Annotated in this window: 14 protein-coding genes, 1 tRNA gene and 3 pseudogenes; 4 read left to right on the top strand and 14 right to left on the bottom strand. The window is 63.1% G+C overall.

Translation table 11 applies throughout. The features are described 5' to 3' along the window. Positions 1–134 precede the first annotated feature (134 nt). The 4 genes from EV666_RS09085 to EV666_RS09100 all read right to left on the bottom strand — a co-directional run bounded on the left by EV666_RS09085 (position 135) and on the right by EV666_RS09100 (position 3,596). A complete protein-coding gene (locus tag EV666_RS09085) occupies positions 135–1,721 on the bottom strand; it encodes a fatty acid--CoA ligase (protein WP_132006376.1) in 1,587 nt (528 codons plus the stop codon). A gap of 225 nt (positions 1,722–1,946) precedes the next feature. Further along, a complete protein-coding gene (locus EV666_RS09090; RefSeq protein WP_132006379.1) occupies positions 1,947–2,198 on the bottom strand; it encodes a hypothetical protein in 252 nt (83 codons plus the stop codon). A gap of 260 nt (positions 2,199–2,458) precedes the next feature. Beyond that, a complete protein-coding gene (locus EV666_RS09095; RefSeq protein ID WP_132006382.1) occupies positions 2,459–2,956 on the bottom strand; it encodes a GNAT family N-acetyltransferase in 498 nt (165 codons plus the stop codon). Positions 2,957–3,131: 175 nt separating this feature from the next. Beyond that, positions 3,132–3,596 carry an NUDIX domain-containing protein gene (locus EV666_RS09100; protein ID WP_245514317.1) on the bottom strand — a complete coding sequence of 155 codons (465 nt, stop codon included), beginning with the start codon at positions 3,594–3,596 and terminating at the stop codon, positions 3,132–3,134. 328 nt (positions 3,597–3,924) lie between these two features. Here EV666_RS09100 and EV666_RS09105 point away from each other — a divergent pair, with 328 nt between their 5' ends. After that, complete coding sequence (locus EV666_RS09105) at positions 3,925–4,845, top strand: metallophosphoesterase family protein (RefSeq protein ID WP_132006385.1); 921 nt, start codon at positions 3,925–3,927, stop codon at positions 4,843–4,845. 15 nt (positions 4,846–4,860) lie between these two features. Here EV666_RS09105 and EV666_RS09110 read toward each other — a convergent pair whose 3' ends face one another. Beyond that, positions 4,861–6,126 (bottom strand): acyltransferase family protein, encoded by a 1,266-nt coding sequence (locus tag EV666_RS09110; protein WP_132006388.1) that lies wholly within the window; start codon positions 6,124–6,126, stop codon positions 4,861–4,863. 355 nt (positions 6,127–6,481) lie between these two features. Here EV666_RS09110 and EV666_RS09115 point away from each other — a divergent pair, with 355 nt between their 5' ends. Further along, positions 6,482–6,925: a PaaI family thioesterase gene (locus EV666_RS09115; protein WP_165909946.1), complete on the top strand. Its 444-nt coding sequence runs from the start codon at positions 6,482–6,484 to the stop codon at positions 6,923–6,925. 111 nt (positions 6,926–7,036) lie between these two features. Here the strand turns inward: EV666_RS09115 and EV666_RS09120 are convergent, their stop codons facing one another. After that, on the bottom strand, positions 7,037–8,083 hold the full coding sequence (locus EV666_RS09120; RefSeq protein ID WP_132006394.1) for a Tim44 domain-containing protein: 1,047 nt from the start codon (positions 8,081–8,083) through the stop codon (positions 7,037–7,039). Positions 8,084–8,710: 627 nt separating this feature from the next. On the opposite strand from EV666_RS09120, the gene EV666_RS09125 reads away from it, so the two are divergent. Beyond that, positions 8,711–8,787: transfer RNA gene (locus EV666_RS09125), tRNA-Arg, on the top strand. Positions 8,788–9,432: 645 nt separating this feature from the next. On the opposite strand, the pseudogene EV666_RS09135 reads toward EV666_RS09125, so the two are convergent. Then, positions 9,433–10,192: pseudogene (locus EV666_RS09135) on the bottom strand (IS3 family transposase); the annotation flags it as partial. Positions 10,193–10,256: 64 nt separating this feature from the next. Between EV666_RS09135 and EV666_RS09140 the strand changes: the two are divergent. Then, positions 10,257–10,397: pseudogene (locus EV666_RS09140) on the top strand (IS3 family transposase); the annotation flags it as partial. On the opposite strand, the pseudogene EV666_RS09145 reads toward EV666_RS09140, so the two are convergent. The 7 genes and pseudogenes from EV666_RS09145 to EV666_RS09170 all read right to left on the bottom strand — a co-directional run. Next, positions 10,385–10,906: pseudogene (locus EV666_RS09145) on the bottom strand (IS5 family transposase); the annotation flags it as partial. The pseudogenes EV666_RS09140 and EV666_RS09145 sit on opposite strands and share 13 nt — an antisense overlap. Positions 10,907–11,025: 119 nt before the next feature. Continuing rightward, positions 11,026–13,302, bottom strand: a complete 2,277-nt coding sequence (locus EV666_RS09150) for an SNF2-related protein (RefSeq protein WP_207906376.1) — start codon at positions 13,300–13,302, stop codon at positions 11,026–11,028. Further along, positions 13,184–14,116, bottom strand: coding sequence for a hypothetical protein (locus tag EV666_RS18435; RefSeq protein ID WP_207906377.1), 933 nt, complete (start codon positions 14,114–14,116; stop codon positions 13,184–13,186). The genes EV666_RS09150 and EV666_RS18435 overlap by 119 nt, the downstream gene beginning before the upstream one ends. Continuing rightward, on the bottom strand, positions 14,113–15,423 hold the full coding sequence (locus EV666_RS09155) for an EH signature domain-containing protein (RefSeq protein ID WP_165909949.1): 1,311 nt from the start codon (positions 15,421–15,423) through the stop codon (positions 14,113–14,115). Before EV666_RS09155 ends, EV666_RS18435 begins: the two co-directional genes overlap by 4 nt. A 41-nt stretch (positions 15,424–15,464) precedes the next feature. After that, on the bottom strand, positions 15,465–16,322 hold the full coding sequence (locus EV666_RS09160) for an OmpA family protein (RefSeq protein ID WP_207906378.1): 858 nt from the start codon (positions 16,320–16,322) through the stop codon (positions 15,465–15,467). A 59-nt stretch (positions 16,323–16,381) separates the two neighbouring features. Further along, entirely contained in the window at positions 16,382–18,415 is a 2,034-nt protein-coding gene (locus tag EV666_RS09165) for a hypothetical protein (protein ID WP_132006410.1), read from the bottom strand. Between the two features lie 178 nt (positions 18,416–18,593). Further along, positions 18,594–19,655, bottom strand: coding sequence for a restriction endonuclease (locus tag EV666_RS09170; RefSeq protein ID WP_132006413.1), 1,062 nt, complete (start codon positions 19,653–19,655; stop codon positions 18,594–18,596). Positions 19,656–19,687: the final 32 nt, after the last annotated feature.

A 19,687-nucleotide genomic window follows, 5' to 3' on the forward strand; every position in this document is an offset into this window, starting at 1 on the left:
GCCATGGACGACAAAGCCTCCGGCGCCGCGCCGGAGGCTTTGTCGTCCATGGGTCCCGAGCCCGGATGGCGCGCGCAAACGACAACGGGCGATGTTTCCACCCGCCCGTCGCATAACCATTGTTCCGCCGCGGCTCAGTTGATCTGGCGGGTATAGCCGGCCCAATAGGGCTCGCGCAGGGTGCGGCGCAGGATCTTGCCCGAGGCGTTGCGCGGCAGCAGCTCGATGAAATCGACGGACTTCGGCGCCTTGAACGCGGCGATGCGGGTGCGCACGAAGCCGATCAGATCCTCCTCCGTCACCTCCTTGTCCGGCCGCAGGGCGACGATGGCCTTCACCTCCTCGCCCCACTTCTGCGACGGAATGCCGATCACCGCCGCCTCGGCCACCGCCGGGTGGCTGCACAGGGCGTTCTCGACCTCGGCGGGGTAGATGTTCTCGCCGCCGGAGATGATCATGTCCTTCATCCGGTCGTGGACGTAGAGATAGCCGTCCTCGTCCATATAACCGGCGTCGCCGGACTTGAACCAGCCGTCGCCGGGCATGGCGGCGGCGGTCGCCTCCGGCAGGTTGTAATAGCCGATCATGTTGGACGGCGACCTGATGGCGATCTCGCCGATTTCACCTGGCGGCAACGGCTTGCCATTGTCGTCGAGGATGGCGATTTCGACGCCCGGCAGGGCCCTGCCGGCGGAGCGCATGCGCGGCGTCTCCTCCATGGCGTGGTCTTCCGGCGGCAGCGCCACCACCGTGCCGGTGGTTTCGGTGAGGCCGTACATCTGCACGAAGCCGCATTTGAAGACGTCCATGCATTCAACGAGCAGGGCGTGCGGAATCGGGCTGGCGCCGTAGGAGATGGAGCGCAAGCGGGAGTAGTCGATCTGGCGGGCGCGCGGCTGGCGCACGACGAACTGCAACGCCGCCGGCACCATGAAGAACTTGTTGACGCCCTCGTGCTCGATCATGTCGAGCACCTGCATGGGATCGAACTCGCGGGTGATGATGGCCTTCACGCCGTAATACATCACCCAGATGCCGAAGCCGGTGCCGCCAATGTGGCCGTTGGGCATGGCGACGAGGCCGATATCATCCGCGTACCAGTGCAGCCAGTCCTCGTCCGCCGCGTCCTGAAGCCGGCGCATGGCGAGGAAATTGTTGTGGGTCAGCATGGCGCCCTTCGGGCGTCCGGTGGTGCCGGAGGTATAGAGCTGGAGGAAGGGCTCGTCGGACCCGCATTCCAGGCGCGGATCGATATCCGGCTGGGCGTCGCGCCACTTCACGAAATCCGGCCATTCCGGCGCGCCGCCTTCCATGGCGATGACGCCCTGCAGGCCGGGGCATTCAGCGGCGACCTGGCGGCCAAGGTCGATGAACTCGGGGCCAATGAACAGCAGCTTCGCGCCGGAGTCCTGCACGATGTAGGACACCTCCGGCGGAGCAAGGCGCCAGACCACCGGCACGATGATGACGCCAGCCTTCATGCAGCCGAAAATCAGCTCAAAATAGGAATCGGTGTTCTTGCCCACATGGGCGACGCGGTCGCCCGGCTTCAGACCCGCCGCGATCAGGGCGTTGGCGATCTGGCTGGCGTGCCGGTTAAATTCCGCGTGGGTGGTCAGGCGCCCCTCGAACGAGGTCGCGATCTGGTCACCCTTGCTGGCGGCGTGCGCGCGCGGCACGTCCGCAAGCGTTTTCAGGTTGGCGTCAAGGCTCAACTTCATGGACGTATGTCCCCCTGGGTCGCCGGCGGCGTATCGCCTTGCCGGCCCGCTTTTGTCAGGGCGCCAGGATAAATCCCCGCGCCCGTGATCCGGCAGACCCTAACAGCGGACGAACGACGATTGTCAAGCGCGCCGACCGCCGGAAACAACAGTCCGGGACAGAGGCCAGGCCCGCCGCTTCCTCACGAGAACCGGCGCCGGCGCGACCCCGGCGCGCCCGCCCGGTCAGCGGGACGGGACAGACAGGCCATGCTTCAACGGCGGCGCCTGCTCCTGAACCGGCGGCGCGGTCAGTTCGCCCTGCTTGGGCGTAATGCCGGCGTTGCGCTCGGACGGCGGCGGCGGCACGTATTCCCGCGGCAGGACGCCCGTGGGCCGGACCTTGCCGTTGCAAGCCGCCAGGGTGAGCGTTGACGCCGCCGCCAGGGCGATCAGCGCCGCAGTCCGGAAAACCCGCGTTTGGGAAACACCTGTCATTGTGCTGTCCTGTTCTGGCCGGCGCGTGGTCGCCCGGCGCCTGGCGATGTGGAAGCACGCGCCGCTGAAAGCGTCCGTTGCCTACAGCAGATCATGCCCGGAAGCAGACTGAGCCAATGGCGCCTCCAGTCCGGCGTCATCGCCCCGCCGCCATCATGCGGCGCGATGGCCGCAAGACAAAATACGTCAAGACAAAATACGTCATCTGCGCGTCATGTCACAATCGGCGCCATCCCGCCCGCGGGAGCCGGAACGGCCCCCTACAGGGGCGACACGGCGCCTTTCGCCCGTTCAAACGCGCCGGCGGCCAGTTCGACATAAAGGATGCGCGCCGGGTCAACGGGGCCCGGCAACACCAGCGACCCCGGCGGCGCGACCTGGAAACCAAACCGGTTGTAATAGGGCGGATCCCCCACCAGCATCACCAGTTCCTCGCCCGCGGCGCGGCAGGCGTCAAGGGCTTCGCGGATCAGCGCCCCGGCAATGCCCCGGCCCTCGAACGCCGGCTCGACGGCCAGCGGACCCAGCATCACCGCGTTGATGGAGCCGGAGCGCACGGCGGACAACCGCACCGAGCCCACCAGCAACGTGCCCACCAGCGTGGTGAAGGACAGATCCGGCCGGTGCGGCCGCCCCTCGCGCAGCCGGTAGGCGGTGCGGGCGTAGCGGCCCGGACCAAAGGCGCGGTCGTGCAGGCGCTCGATCTGCACGGCGTCATCAGGGCTTTCGGGACGCGTTGTCAGTGCAAGCTCGGCCATGGGCGACTCCGGAAAAACAGGCGCCGCGTCCGGCGCCCGCTCTCCGCGCCTTATCACCGCCTCGCGCCGCCGTCCATGACAGGCGCGCGGCGAAACCGCGTGGCCACCCTGAGGGAAACGCGGCGCCGCCGCGCCGTTCCATGAAAGAAACGCGGCGAGGCCGCGTCTTGCGCCCTTACCAGAAGGGCAAAACCGGGGCGCCGTGCAAAATTTCGGCAAGACGCGCCCTGGTGGCGGCGGTGGCGTCCTCCGGCAAGGCGTCGGGCGCGAAATAACCGGTTCCGGCGATCTCCCGATCCGGCGCGCGCGGCGCGGTCTGCCGGTGGCGGCGCGCCACATACAGCGCCACGTGGTCACGGCGCGAGGCGCGCCGGTTGAAATACAGGCCGTGCAGGCGCGGCGGCTCCTCCAGCACGATGTTGCCCTCTTCCTCCAGTTCGCGACGCAGGGAGGTCACGGCGTCCTCGCCAACCTCGACGCCGCCGCCGGGCAGATACCAGCCCGGCACATAGGTGTGACGCACCAGGAAAACCCGGCCTTCCGCATCAAAAACCGCCGCCCGAACGCCCATGGTCATGCCGCGCGCGAAACGGAAATACTGGTGCAGGGCTTTCTGCGTCAGCCTGGCGGCAAAGGTCATGGCGTGCATCCATTGGTCACCGCATTTTTCGTCGCCTGCGCCATGGCGCCGATGAAACAGGCCGCCGCCCATCTTGCATGACGCACGCGGGCGGGCGCAGCATACGCCAGATGGGCGCGGGGCGTCAGGCCGGCGGCCGGTTCCTCCCCGGGCGCCTGCGCGGCCGGTCTTCCCGGACTGGCGTCTTGCCGCGTCATCCCCATACCGCGCCGGGGCGGCGGCCGAACACTGTTGATCGGGCGCGCCTGATCCGGTCAGATGGCGCAACGCCGCGGCAAGCCGCTTCCGCCAGGGCTTCAGGCCATTTTTCCAGGATCAGACCGTCTCCATGCTGATAGCCCACCTGTCCGACGCGCACATTGGCCCCCTGCCGGCGCCGCGCCTGCGCGAGCTTGCCGGCAAGCGGGTCACCGGCTGGATGAACTGGCGGCGCGGCCGGGCGCAGACCCATGACATGGAGGCGCTGGCGCGTATTCGCGCCGACATCCACGCCCATGCGCCGGATCACATCGCCCTGACCGGGGACGTGGTCAATATCGGGCTGACGGCGGAGTTTCCCGCGGCGCGCGCCTTCGTCGAAACCCTCGGACCGCCAGATCAGGTCAGCTTCACGCCGGGCAATCATGACGCCTATGTGCGCAGCGCGCTGGCGCCGCTGCGCCAGTACCTCGGCCCCTGGATGAGCAGCGACGCCGGCGAGGCGCCAGGCCCGGTCGATGGCTTCCCGTTTCTGCGCCGGCGCGCGGGCGTGGCGTTTGTTGGTCTGTGCTCCGGCGTGCCGACCCTGCCCTTTCTCGCCAGCGGGCGGCTGGGCGCGCGGCAACTGGCGGCGGCGGAGGCCATGCTGGCGCAGTTGCGGGCGGAGCGCCTCTGCCGGGTGGTGCTCATTCACCACCCGCCCCATGTAGGGGGGGCGGGGCCCGGGCGGGGACTTACCGACGCCGGAGCCTTCGCGCGTATGATTGCCCGCGTCGGCGCCGAGCTGGTGTTGCACGGCCACAATCATGTCATTTCGCTGGCGCGGATCCCCGGGCCGGATGGCGCGGTCCCCATCCTTGGCGCGCCATCGGCGTCGGCCATGGCCGGCATGCACAATCACCTGGCTGGTTATCACCTGATCCGCGTCACGCCCGACGGCGTGCGCTCGCGCCTGACGGCGGAAACGCGGGGTTTCCGGGATGGGCAGCGGGAGATGGTCCAGAATCTGCCGCCGGTCGCCGATGGCGGGCGGCTCGACCCCCTGCCCTGAAAGCGCCGCGACGGTTCAGACCCCGGCCCGCCGGCGCAACCAGCGCAGCACCGGCGCTTCAACCAGGCGGTATAGCAACCAGCCGCCAATCGACGAGGCGATCACCCCCGCGAGGGCAAACAGGGTGGAGGTCATCCACGTCCCGAAACCCAACATGACGAAGACCTGACGCATGGCGCGGATGATGAACGGGTGCAGCAGGTAGAGCGCGTAGGACGCATCGCCCAGCTCCGCGAAAACCCGCACCACGCTGGCGAAGGGCCGGCGGAAAAAATCGATCCGGCCAACGACGCGGGCCGAGAGTTTCTGGGTTTCGCCAAACGCCGCCATCGCCACCAGCAGCGTCGCCGGCAGACCATATCCGGCGATGGGGCCCAGGGTCGGCCAGTCGCTCAACGGCGGGCGGGTGGGCAGATCCATCGCCAGCAACGCCACGGCGACGAGCGCCCCAGGCCACGCCAGCAGGGGGGAAATGGCGACGCCGCGGCCGTACAGCAGCCCGAGGAACAGGCCAAAAATGAAATCCAGCACCAGCGGCCGCGTCCAGAACTGGAACGGCTCCGGCAACGGCCCCGCCAAAGCGCCGATCAGCACGCCCAGCCCCAGCACGAGCGCCACGGCCATCACCGCCAGGCGACGCGGCAGCAACACGGCCCCGGCGCACAGGGTGTAGAACATCATTTCATAGTTGAGCGTCCAGCCCAGCGAATACACCGGCAGGGCGAGGCCATCAGCCCGGGGCCACGGAAAAAACAGGTATGACGCCAGGATCTGCCGCCAGTCCGGGACGCCGCTATTGAGCACGCCCGGCGCCAGCAGGACAACCAGCAGGAACAGCGAGGTCATCGCCCAGTAGAGCGGCAGCACGCGAATAAGCCGGCGCATGACGAACAGGCGGAAACCGCCAGGGGCGCCGAACAGCTTGCGGGAGCTGAGGACGATGATGAAGCCGGAGATGACGAAGAAGACGTCGACGCCCGCCATCCACGGAAAGATTTCCGGGGGACGCGGCTGGCCGGGATACAACCAGTTCAGCGCCTCGCTGTGGCAGTGATAGATGATAACGGCGATGGCGGCGAAGGCGCGCAGCGCCTGCAACAGCGCCAGGGTGCGACCGTCAGCCCTGGGGTGGGTCGCAGGAACAGCCGCTCCCCCGTCATGGGCGCCATGGGGGTCCTTCTCCGCACGCGCAGCCTGCCCCGGATGCGCGTCGTGCCCCAGATGCGAGCCCTGCCCCTGAACGGATGCGGACGTATCAGGACGGGCGGACGATGACTGCATGGGCTTCCGGTTTGTGATGGGGCGACGGCCGCATGGATGAACGAGACAGCCCCGGAAAACAAGCCTGACGCCGGCCGCGACGGCCCACGCAGCGCCCCGACGCGCACAAGCCGCTTGCCCGGAGCGCCACAATCATTGATGACGTAACCAACCCGGGGACGGGCGCCGCCACTCCGGCGCGCGACGCCCGCCTCCGCCAGTTTGAGCCGGGGCTGTTTTCATGCGCGCTGAAAGCCTGCCCCGCAGACGCGCCGCCGCGCGACCGTCCCCGCACCGCGCGGACGGCGCGACAGACGGCTTCACCATGGGAACAACCGGACGGCAACGCCGTCAGAGCAAGGGAACGACTGCGGGCATGAGCGACAATATTCCAGACGGCTTCCGACTGCTGCGGGACGTGGGCGGCCAGTTCATCAATGTAAACGGTCCGCTTTACTTCCGGAAAACCGACAGCGGCCTGATTCTTGGCCTCCGGATCGAGGAGCGCCACTGCAACCCCATGGGCATCTGCCATGGCGGCATGCTGATGACCTTCTGCGACATGGTGATGCCCATGGCCGCCAATTACGCCCACAAGCTGGCCCAGTTCCTGCCCACCATCTCCATGACCACGGACTTTGTCGGACCGGCGAAGCTCGGCGCCTGGCTTGAAGGGCGCACGGACGTGCTCAAGGTGACGCGCAACCTGGTGTTCACCCAGGCGATGATCACGGCGGACGGCGAACCGGCGGTGCGGGCCAGCGGCACATTCAAACGGGGCGCAACCCACGGCGAACTGGCGAAACTCCAGCAGGGTTGACCGACGCCCGGGGCCACGCCCGGCGCGGCCGGATGTGAAAAAAGCCGGGGCTCCAACCCCGGCTTTTTCATTGGCTCCAGCCATTCCCACGCGCACTTGTCCCCGCGCGGGTCAGTTGACGTCCTGGATGGCCGACAGCAGCCACGGGCCGCGATTGTCGCGGCGGAAGGTCCACACTTCGGTGACCTCGGTCGGGCGCGATGGATCGCCGTCGACCACGCGGCCGCTGGCGCGCTCGCGCGTCACGTCGATCATGGCGTAACGCATCGCCACGGTGGCGTAGTCCGTCGCGCCTTCGCGCCAGGCTTCGGCCAGATCGCCCTGCAGCAGCTTCACGTCGCTGGCCGTGTTGACAACGCCACGACGCTCGTTCCCGGCCAGTTCCTCTTCCAGATAGGCAGCCGCTTCCGGCGTGCAAATCCGGCGCAGGGTTCCGACATCGCCACGCCCGTAGGCGGTCTGCATCTCGGCGAGCAGGCGCTCGAAGTTTTCATAATCCTGCTGACCGAGACCGACGCCGTCGCTGCCAGCGGCGGCTGTCGCCGAGGCATACTGCGGCTGACGCGGGGCTGCTGAGCCGCCGCCCATGGCCCCGGTGGCGCCCATGGCTCCCCCAGCGCCGCCGATACCGGACGCGCCCATGCCCGGACGCGGACCTGACCTGGACGGAGCGGCCGTATAATTGCTGGCGCCCGGCCGGGCTCCGCCGGCGGTCGCCGTCTGGCGGCTGCGGAAATAGCGCATGGCCAGCCACACAAGTCCGCCGATCAGCGCTACCTGCAACAGCAGGCCCATGAAGCCGGCAAGACCGGCCATGCCGCTGAAGAAGCCGCCGCCCATCAGCATGCCGATCAGGCCCGCGCCGAGCAGGCCGCCCATCAAACCGGCGCCGAAACCGCCGAAGCGACGCGGCTGGGCCGCCTGTGAGGCCATGCCGGCGGCGCCGGACTGCATGCCCGGCTGCGTCTGGGTGCGCTGCATGGGCGCGGCGGTGGACGGCGCGGTCTGCGTCGACGGCGGCGCCGACCATGTCTTGGAGCCCCGGCTGCCGAAGCCACCGCCGCCGCCCTTGCGCGCATCGGCGGCGCCGATCGTCATGCCAAGAGCAACAACCAGCGCCAGAACTGCAAGGCCCGAGCGGCGCAACGCCTGATTCATCCGAAAATACCCCCTGAAACAAAATGCATAGCTGCCATGTGGGTATGACATTGCCGGATTAAAAGCGTTCCAGAGTCATTATTTCCATGTTTTCGCCATGCAGGCTGGCGGAAATTTGCGCGGGAGTTGCGCAGCCCGCCACGGATCGGCGGAAAGTCACCATTTTCGCAGATGAGCCCGTGAGGCAGGCGCCGTCACGTCGGCGACAGGGCTGGCGGCGGCGCGAAGGCGAGCGTCATCGCCTGGCGCCCGGTCCGAACCCCGGGCATCGCTCATCATGGCCAACACCCGAGCCGCGACACGGCGCGAACGGGCCTGCCGCCGGCGCTAACCGCGCCGCGCCTCATCCTGCCCCTTGGGGTGCCCCTTGGGGCGCCCATTTCATCCACAGGCCGGAGCGCACAAGCTGATTTCTGGAATTATGGCGATTTATCAAAATTCTGGCGGCGGATATTTGCCTGGCGCGCGCCTTACGGCGCCCGGTCCGCCGCTCGTCGCGACCGAGTTACCCACCGTCCGCGGCGGCAAAATCAGGTTTCTGGACGCGGGCGCTTGCCAAGCCGAAAATGTCAGGCTACATCAGCGCCATCAGACGCAAGCGCTTCACACGAAGCCGCCGCAGCGTTGGCGCCCGTAGCTCAGCTGGATAGAGCACCAGACTACGAATCTGGGGGTCAGAGGTTCGAATCCTTTCGGGCGCGCCAATTATCTCAATAAGTTAGCTAGCTTTTTGATGGATCATGCTTCCCAGAAAATAGAACTGGGAAGCACATGGGAAGCAGCCAGCTTTGTAGAGATCTCCACAAGCCAAATTCGGTTAGAGCGGGTGTTGCGAATTATCCGCTCGACGCAGACCCTGCATTGTCTCGCGCATCCGCATCCGCCAATCTCCACCCCATCTTTATTTTTGATGGGCCGTTTGCGGCATTTTTGGAAACATACGTGCGGCGCTGAACGCTGAGCTGTCCGAACAGCAAAATGGCTGCCAGCTTCTAGAAAACTGGGCAGTTGCCTGAACGCCTCCAACTGACCCTCCAGATGCCCCCTATCGGCCCGCGCACTCCGGAGGACGGGAGCCCGCAGAGCATCACCGCGTCGCGATATCGCCCTCTTCGAGAATCAATCTATATTTGCCGGTTCGGGATTACGCGTTGAACGGAGAGCCCCATACAGCTGACCGGACCAAGGAGGACATCCTCTTCGCAGAGAGGTGGTCCCGGAATTTTGGACCAGTCGTTAAGCTCGAACACCTGAGGAAGGACGAGCGGTATGTCGACACGCAAACGCTATTCGGCTGAGTTCAAGGCGAAGATCGCCTTGGAAGCCATTCGCGAGGAGCTGACAACGGCTGAGCTGGCCAAGAAGCCCACGACGCGGCGACTATGCAGATCGAGGATAACGGCAAGATAGAGCCAGCCCTCTGACGTCCAGATATAGGTGATGTCTCCAGCCCATTTGCGGTTGGGTGCATCGGCCGCGAAATCGCCATCAAGCCAGTTGGCCGCGACACCCAGGCGGTGGTGGCTGTCGGTCGTGACCTTGTGCTTGCGGGTGCGAACCGGCTTGATCGAGTTGATCCGCATCAGCCGACCAACCCGACGCTCACCGACATCGAGGCCGGCCTCCTTCAACTCCATCGTCATACGAGGACGACCATAGCTGCCAAGGCTCAAGCTGTACTGTTCCCGGATATGCGCCAGCACTTTCATGTCCATGCGCGCTCGCCGGCTGATCGGGCGTGACCGCCAGCATCGGTAACCACGGGTGCTGACGCGCAGAACCCGGCAGATCGCCGCCACCGGCCATATATGGCGCCAACTCTCCACGAACGCGAACCTCACGGTTTTGGCTCGCGAAGAACTGCGTAGCCTTTTTTAGAATGTCCCTCTCCTCCTTGAGGATATGGTTCTCCCGGCGAAGCTGCTCGTTCTCGCGTGCCAGATCGGCATCGGGGCTGGTGGGGAAATCCTCCCCGCGATGTAAACTCACCCAGCGGGTCAGCGTTGACAGCCCAATGCCAAGATCGGCCGCCACGCGCTTGCGAGGTAGTCCACTGGTCAGTGCAATCCGCACCGCTTCACGCTGAAACTCTTCTCCGTGCTTGATCATCTCTTCGGTCTCTAGAATGAGCAATATGCTCTCAGGTGACCGGCGCAAAACCGTTACAAGTCCAGAGTCGTTCTTCTCAAGTCTGAAGAAAGGGCGCATCCGAAAACACATCAACAAAACCAGAGACCTCGCTCGAGCCGACATCTTCGATTACATCGAGGTCTTCTACAACCGGATCCGCGCGCGCAAGGCATTGCTGTCGTAGGCCTTGTCGGCCAGCACCGCAGTGCCCGTCCGGCCTTCGAGCAATGCGGGCGCAGTGGTGACGTCCCCAACCTGGCCCGCCGTGATAACGAACCGGACCGGTCGCCCAAGGGCATCTGCGAGCATGTGAATTTTGGTAGTCAGTCCACCTCGGGAACGCCCCAGCGCCTGATCTTTGCCCCCCCCTTTTCCGGTCGCAGCCTGCTGGTGCGCCCGGACAATCGTGCTGTCGATCATGAGATAGCGGTTGTCGTGGTCCGCCGTCAGGACCTCGAACACGCGCTCCCAGACGCCCTTGTGACACCATCGGCTGAACCGGCGATGGACGGTCTTCCAGCGCCCGTAACGCTCAGGCAGATCACACCAGTGCGCTCCGGACCTCAGGCCCCACAGGCAGCCGTTCACAAACAGCCTGTTATCGGAGCCTGTGCGGCCGGGGTCGCTCGCCTTCCCGGGAAGCAAAGGCGCGATCCTCGCCCACTGTGCGTCGTCCAGCTCATAACGCCTGATGCTCATCGTCCGCCCCACGGGAATAACGTGGAGCTCTATAAATCAGACTGAGAACGCCAGGGGAATCCTGAATGTCGATCCGTCCTAGGTTCGTTACGGCTACCCTTTGTCAACGAGCGCTAGTTGATGAGCCAGGATCCATCGGGATGTCGCGCCAGAGGCGCGCTCTTGTCTCGTTCGAAGAGCGCCATCATCGCAGACTGGATCGCGTCCCCCCCGCTGACGCGCGACCCCTGCTGCAACTGTTCCTGCAAGTAGTCGGCTTCGTCACCCGCCTCACCCATGGGCCAAAGCGCGGCGCTCGCAAGTCGCCGCTTTCGCTGCATGAGCGTCTGGAGCAAGAGATCGAAGCTCATCTCGCGGAGCTCAGGATGGACCGCCAGAGGAATATGTACGGTCACAGGCCTCGTCTGACCGATGCGATGGACGCGGTCATTGCACTGCTCCTCTACGGCGGGATTCCACCATCTGGACAAATGAATGACATGTGTCGCCGCAGTAAGCGTCAGCCCCGTTCCAGCCGCCTTGGGACCAAGCACGAGGATATCAAAGCACTCATCGCCGTGCTGCGCTGACTGAAAGCGATTGATGATCTGTTGCCGCTTTGGAATGAGCGTCTCGCCGTTGATCAGATCAATGGCTTGCAAGTCCAGCTCAGCCTTGGCAAGCTCGATGAAACGGTATTGCATCTTTCGGTGCTCGATGAATACCAGCGCACGTTCGCCTTGACGCTTCACGCGTCGCAGGATGTCAAACACTGCCGAGAGCCTCGCCGACGCTGAAATGTATTCGTGGTCGCCTGCGGGATCGTCGACGGCGGGGTGCACCGATACTCCACGAATGTGATGTAGCATCTTGAGCGCGGCGCCCATACCGCCCTGGGCCAGCTTGATGCGCGCCTCGTCGTAACGTTTGGCCTGCACAGGCGGCATGAGCCGCGGGTGCAAGAGGCGCGCCTTCTCGGGGAGATCCCTTGCCACCTCCGATTTGAGCCGCCGGATTGCGAGGGGCGGCAAGCCATTCTGACTGGTGAAGACCCTGGCATATAGCTCCGCCATATTGCCTTCTTGGGGCTCCTTGTAGGCTGATCGGAACTCCTTCAATGTTCCGAGCGCTCCCGGCGCCAACTGGTCCATGACTGCCCACAGCTCTGCTGTAGAGTTCTCAATTGGGGTTCCCGTTAGACCAATCCGAAAATCTGCCTTCATTGCCTTGCCAGCCTTTGCTGCAAGGGTGCCCGGGTTCTTAATGTTCTGGATCTCATCAAAAACCAGCGCCGCAAACGGTATGCGCGCCAGTGAAAGCTGGTAATTCGTCAGCGTTGTATAGGTTGTGAGGACCCAAGTAAGGTGCCCGTTACCCTGCTGTACTGAACGCGTAATGTCGCTCAGGTCGATTGTGCACTCGCCCCGCTCCGTATCTCGGCTGCCGCGCCCTCTCAGTTTACGGGCTGAAGTGGCGCCGCCATAGAGTCGCACGAGGTAACCGAGCCCCGGCTTAGCGACATGGCGCTCCACCTCCTCCTCCCAATTTCGAAGCAGTGACGTGGGCGCCACAACCAGGATGGGTAGCTTCGGCCCCTCTTCCTTCATCCCCTCGTTTAACCACACGAGGAAACTGATCGTCTGTAACGTTTTTCCAAGGCCTTGCTCGTCAGCATTCAGTACACCAGGGAGGCCAGCACGCCATGCCGCGATCTGCCACTCCAAGCTCTTGACCTGGTGATCCTTTAACGCCGTTCGCAGTTGAGAAGGCACTGTAGTAGCCAGCCGGGACACGCGTGGCGTCAGCTTCGCGTGCCATTCCAGCTCCTCGAAATTTTCCTTTGTTTGCAGGACTACAGGACCACGGCGCGTAGTGTCGTCCTCGGCGCGTTCGTCAGGCGCATCGGCGGAGGTCTTTTGATCCTGAGCATATTTCAATAGCTCAAGTGTGCTCTCTGTTGCTGGCAACTGGAACGCGCCAACATCAACGTCCTCTTTGCCCTGTGCCATTGCTTGCTGAACGGAGTTCTCCAACTGAGAGAGAGCTTCAACATTCATCTCCGCGATGGCAGCTTTCAGTCCTTCGGGGAACGTTTCTGTGTACCATACGAGGCCACTTGGAATAATGTCCGCAAGTGGGTTGCCCTTGTATACTTCAACGCCAGTCACGCGATCAGAGAAGGCGGCATATTCTTCTGTCTCAACAAAAAGGGGCGTCGCCAGAGATTCCAGCATCTCCTCTTTCGAAGCGGGGTCCAACGATTGGAACTCTGCTTTCGACGAAAGCTCCTTCTCAATTGCTGCGGCGATCCTTTGTCTCGGATTGCGGATGAACTCCCGGCGTTCGCTCACGGGAGCCCTTTGCATGTCCGCCATCACCCGAAGCGCGGGGGCCGCTGCGGGATCGATCACAAGGTAACGGTTCTCCCCAAGTTTGAACGAGTTTAGCGCCCCGCGGCTCCGCAACTTGCGTTGAAACTCGACCAATGCGCTGCCGCTGACCTCCGCGTCGCCCTCGGAAGTTTCTCCCCCCCCCGGCGTCGCGCGCGGAGTAGAACGGCACCACCTCGAAATCATCGCCATTTGCGTCAGGAGAGATAGAGAACTGATCGGTGAGGCTGACCTGGAGCTTCTGCAGGAAGTCGGACATCGAAATGCGCGCCATGTCATCGCTGCCGCGCATTTCCACTCCCGGTTCCAGCGCCTTCCTGAAACGGGCCAAAGCATCCCAGTGCCGCGCGTCATCTGCCGAGGGCTCCTGCGCTTCACTCACTGCAAGCGCATCAAGCATCCAGAGTGGAATGCGCCTTTCATGACCTTCAGGCCCAAGGAACGCGCCCACGCGCCGTACGGCCCTAGGCTGCCCGTTCTTAAGCCAACGCGTCATGAGGCGAAAATTGCCGCGCCCAAGTACGCCCTGCACATCGGTCTCAAGGACGTAATCGGTCAAGCCAGGAAGGCCGAGCCTCTGCGCCGTTTCGGCATCAGCGGCCGCCGCCAACCGATGACTCATACGGATTCGCGCATCATCTATATCGAGCGCGTCACCAAGTTGATCCGCCAGAGCACGCAGATCAGCAATAGCAATTGCAACGCTGCGATCAGCCTGACCCAATTCTTGCTGGACAGCTTTCTGCCTGGATGTGAGTCTTTTGAGCCAACCCACACGCTCTACTTTTACCCTGCATTCGACTGCATCAGCGAAGATATGAGTCTTGAAGCTCATCGACCTAACCTCATCCTTGCCTTGCGCTCCCACCCGCCTTGGTGAGCGATGGAATCCCGCGTGGAATCCTCTGGCCGCTGCAGCAGGTCAAGGTGATATTGGGGTTGGTACAAACGTGGGGCGCGCCGACTGGTTGCATTGAAGAAGCAGATTGGGAAGCTGTGGGTGCCTTCCACGACAATGTCCTCTCCCACCCTCATGAACAGAAGCGAGCGCGGACCGCCACCCTTTAGCAAGGCAAATCTGCCGGCCTCACGGCCTCCGTCGGGAAGCCTCTGCTGCGCTAGTCTGTAGCCTTCAGGCCTGAAAGCGACCCATAGCTCCTGGACGCGACCGGCCTCCAGTTCAGTAAGCCAGAATGCTTCTCGATCTGGAAACATATGGCTCGGTTCAACCTCACGAAGAATTCGGAAAAGGAACCGGAAATCGGCGTGGACCAGCCAGCGCATAAACATGCGCTCAAGCTCTGGATCGACCTCGTTCCAAACAGCATCACGTCCCACGCGCGGATGGCCGTAATACGCGGTCAGGTTGTCAATCAGCAACGTGGAGATCTCGCTGGGACAATCTGGCCCGGTCCACGGCGACAACATAACGTTAATCGCATCGCCAGCCCCGACGCGTCGCACGGCATGACCAGGAGGCTTCAGCCAGCCCAGCATCCGCTTAACCCCCTCCGGCCCCTCGCACGTCTTCCTTGCGCCACGGACGAAGGCGGCATGCACGTGGTCCATCAGGCCGGGCGCATGCGGCTGTCTCAGCCCCAACGCCCGCAACCCATGCCAGGGGTCGTCCATTTGCTGCATGAGCGCCGCCAACTGGTTAACGGCTTTATCGTGCAACAGGAAATCAGGCACGGCGTCAAACAGCTTTCGCCACCTTGGAGCATTGCGGTCACGCGCGTCGTACAGCGCACGCGAGAGCAAACTGGTATGCTTGGCGCCGGGTTCGAAACTCTCTATGTAGACATCGACGAGAGCGCTCAGGAATGACGAACGCGTCGAAACCTCAGCCTCACGGATCATGAAACGCCGAATATTCTCATATTGCTCGACGCCGCGAAAAGTCCTGTCGAACGCAAACGATGCGACCTGGGTCACAAAACTCAGCGGCGTAGCACGCCAGTCTGCGGTGTCCAGCTTTTGCGCAAACTCATCGAGATATTGCCTCGCATGCTGCAGCGGCTTTTTGCGTGGCTGGTCATACCGTTCCGACACGCGCTGCAACGTCTTGTTCAATTCCTTGAAGTTCGGCAACGCCGGAGCGACGAACTGGTAAGGCTGCGCCAGCCGCTGCGACAGAGACATGCCGGCTGCAACACTTGCTCCGTCCGAACCGTTTCCCGACATCATCGCCTCGCCGTCAGGGCCTCGCGCACGACGGAGATCTCCTCAGACCGTGCGGGCACATACATGATGATGCGGAGGTCAATGCGCCGGTTGGACGCCTTGCTCTCCAGGCTCTCATTCCGGACGATCGGGCGCATTTCTCCATAACCGGCCACCGACATGACAGGTTGCTGCCTGAAGTTGAGGTGGGTGATGAGGCCCGGCTGCGCCTCGGTCATGATCCGGAAAGTCTCGTTGGCGCGACTGGTAGAAAGCGTCAAATTCGCCAAATCAGGCCCATCTGAATCGGTGTGCCCCTCGATTTGAACGGCCTCGATAAGCGCAAAGCCACTATTGCAGCCAGTGTTCCAGGCCTTTTGGGATCCCAGCGTATAACATGGGAGCAATGCTTGCAGCCGCCTCGCTATAGCCTGCACAAATTCAAGTCTGTCAGGCCGCAAGGTGAATGAGCCTGACCTGAACAGACCATCCCCCTGGAAGCGCAGTGCGTCAGATTCCTCTGTCAAGACGACCGAGAGATCTGGAAATTCAATCAGCAACTGGTCACGCAACGTCTCCAGGATACGCTTCCGCTCGGCAAGGCTGTTATTGATATAGACCTCGACCGGGTTAGGTACCTTGAGAGCCGCTATCTCTGCCTCCAGCTCATTGATGCGCTCTTTCAACCGCTCAACCCGTGCCTCCAGCATTCGGACAATATCAGAGAGTTCAACAACCCTGGTGCGGGATGCATCCCGCTCTGACACGACTCGCTCATGCACCGGCAATGGCACGTTCTTGGCTGGATCGTACTGGCTGGAGAAATAAGCGAGAAGCAAGATGACGATGAACAGGAACCCAATCATCATGTCCGTCATGGACACGAAAACGGATTCCTCCTCCTCGTGCTGGCTTCTGCGTACGTGACCCCCACGCATCAGCGACGACCCTGTTCAGGCGTGAAGTCCTGCAACTGCTGGATCGCATTGTCGATCTTCGACACGGCGTCTCCAAGCCCCACGGACATGTCGCGGACATGCGTGTGCAAGGCCTGTATGGCTGCCTCAACCGTCGCAGTATAAAGATCAAAGGCCCTGCCGAGCTTCTGATCCATGTCGTCGAGGCGATCGCCCTGTCCCCTCATTCGGCTCAGCACATCGCTGAAGGCGGCCAGCGACCTTTCCATACCCTCGCGTTCTGCAGAGACTGCAATGCGGGCGCCATCAAGTATCTGCGCAGCGTTCTGCACCGTCGCCTCTGCGGACCGCGAGATAGTTGCAAGGCCGTCACGCATTCCGTCAGAGAGCAGGCGAACAGATCCCTCAATACGCTCAGATGTGGCGCGAATGGGCAGCGCCGCGCCCGTAAGCTCCTGAGCCGCAGCCCGGAAGTTGCCCGCAGCCTCCGCGCCAGCCTTCGCTCCTTCGCGAACAGCATCGGATGCACGCCGCACCTCCGTAGCCCCCTCCTCGATGGCGCCGACCATCTCATCCAGCCGGCTCGATATCTTACCGATGGGCTCAAGCAGTTCCTGCCCGAATTTGCCCGAAAACTGGCCCGTGAGCTGCGCGATTTCCACGCCAGCCTTACCGAAGGAATCGAGCACAGAGCGGCCAGCGCTGTCGATTGCAGCGCTCGCCTGGGCGCTCGTGGCCAGCATGCGCTCCTTCGCAGCCTCAGCGCCAGATTTCGCCGCATTCTCCATTTCAGCGCGCATTTCCGTAGCAGCGCTGCGCATGGCTTCAGCGGCGGAGGACATTGCCTTCGCGCCGTCTGCGGTGTTCTCCCTGATGGCTTCCAGCGTTTTCGTCATGGCAGCCATCATCTGCTCGGCACCCTGACTAAACACGCCCGATGTTTCTGAGGCGCTGGCGGCCATACCGGCGCGTAAGTCCTCAACCGCCGCGGCGACGCGGGCTACCGCCTGCTCCATCTCAGTGCCTATGCGCCCGGAAGATTGGTCCATCCTGTCAGACAGCGCACCTATGCGGTCGCCTGCCTGAGCGAGCTTGTCGCTGGCGGCAGTCAAGGCAGCGCCGATGCTGCTGGTCAGTTGCGATGAGAGGTCGCTGGCCAGCGTGGACATGCTGTCTGAGCCCTGCTGTCCGATACGCTCAAGCAATGGTTCCATGGCCGCGCCGATGGATGACGAGATGGCGGCAGGAAGATCCTCACGGAGCGGACGCCCCAGTTCGGCGATCACCTCGGTGGTGAGTTGCCGATTGTGCTCCCGGGCTTCCTGGAAGGCGCGGAGCTGCTCGTAGCCGATGAACTCCAAACTGACGAAACTGAGTTTCTTCTCAAGCGCAAAGCACAGCCTGTGCAGCTCCTTCTCAAGCCGTCCGGTCCATCCACGCAAAACGATGGTGAAAATGATCGAGCAGGCGAGACCTGTCAGCGACATGATGAACTTGGCCGAGGCGATTTTCAGCAAGTGCGACATTGTGGCGTCGTTGATGGCCCCGCCAGACCCCATGCTGTTGAGTGCGGCGATCAGGCCGAGGAAGGTGAGCGCCAGGCCGGCCGAGACAAACAGGCCGGGCACAATCCGAAAGAAACCACCGCCAAAATGGAGATCCTCGATATTGAAAAACACTGTCGGCCGCACTGAATTCCTGAGCGTGGGCGGCTTGCTGATCTCATCCAGGACCAGGGTTTCGGAAAACTCCTTCCATGCGTCGGCAACGGTCTTCGCCTTGCCCGCCTTGCGGGGAGCTTCAGCCCAGTCGTCGATCGCTTCTCTTGCCTCCGCAAATGATGGGCTGTCAGCCCGCTCAACCAATCCCCGTAATGCGCTGATCGCCCCGATCTTGCGGCGGTAAACAACAACCGCACATCCAATCGATATGAGCAGCAGCAGCAGCAGGACCAGTGCAATGAAACCTGGCACGGCGTCCCCTGCAAGGGACGCAGCGATCCAGAGAATAAAATTTTTCGTCGAAGAACCAACCAGTTGAACAACGTCGGTCATAGGCGCTCTGATACTCGTCAACAGGAGGGATAATTCCCCAAGCGCGCAGAGTTGCGGACGCAAACCACTGCCGCCCAACGTATTGGCATAAGCCCATTGGCGTTGCCAAGGTGGAGCCTTAGCTGCATAGCTGTCCGCAGCGATCGGCCGGCTTGGAAAACGCGCAGGTGCGCCGACATCACGATTCCTGTTCCGACAGTACCCAGATTCGTTTCAGCGGCAGATCCGCCCTGACCTCCTCGGGCAGATGCTCATAGCTCTGCTGCAGTGCGCTTACGATCTCGCCTGAGTCCCATATGCGTATTTCGAAAAACAGGCGTTGAGCTTCTTTCGCCAATGCCCGCGTTACGCCACCCCATGCCACCAGCAGCCCTTGCCCCGCTGAATATTGCCGCATGACGCCCTGCAGCTCCCGCAGAACGCTGACATCCACCGGCGCATCCTGTGATTTGACCTGGACCACAAGGCGGGGCTGGTCGAAACCCAACGCGCCCTTGCCCGCCACAATATCCACACCGCCATCAGCCCCGGGCGGCGATACGACAACGGTATAATCCTGCGATTCAAGGATTGCGCCAATCAACGAAGACAGCTTGTGCCCCTTGAACGCCATGCCAATCCGCGTCCGGATGGCGTCGTCGGCCACCTCGCCAAGATTGGGGGCATTCGCTTCATCCTCGGCCGAAGCAATCGTATCATCGGAAGCGCTGCCCTTGCCGGCAGCGCGAGAGGCCCCAGGCTGCCGGAATGCGCCATTGGTCGGATCGCGCCCGCCTTCAAGCACGGCGGTTACCCGCTTCTCAGCGTCATTCCGCTGCACCCGGCAAACGGTCATGAATGAGCCAAAGGAATACAGCAGGTCCTGCGCAAAGGCGTTGCGCGGCGTCTCGCACAACCATTCGACCGGACGGGTATGCCTGACGTCGCCCAGATCGGTTCGATAGCGATAAGGGCCGGTCACCCGACCGATTGCGATTGCGGCGCGTGTCTTCAGGGGCATAACGACCAAATCACCTGCCGCCATCATGTGGGCGAAGGGCCACAACTGGCTTTCCCAGTTGGTCAGAGTTTTGCCTTTCTCATCTGGATAGGTCGCCTGGAGCGCCGCCGCCAGATTGGCCCGCTCCTTCCGCGCGGCGAGGTCTGGCATCTCATCCCACCCAATGACAGCGACGCCATTCGCAAGCGCCAGGGCCTCGCGCTCGCCGTACTTTCCTGACCTCACCAACCACAGCGTCATGCTTGCCCCGATGCAACGTCTCTTGTCGGGCC

Origin of the sequence: Camelimonas lactis, assembly GCF_004342915.1 — a bacterium.
In the GTDB taxonomy this organism is placed as follows: Bacteria; Pseudomonadota; Alphaproteobacteria; order Rhizobiales; family Beijerinckiaceae; genus Camelimonas; species Camelimonas lactis.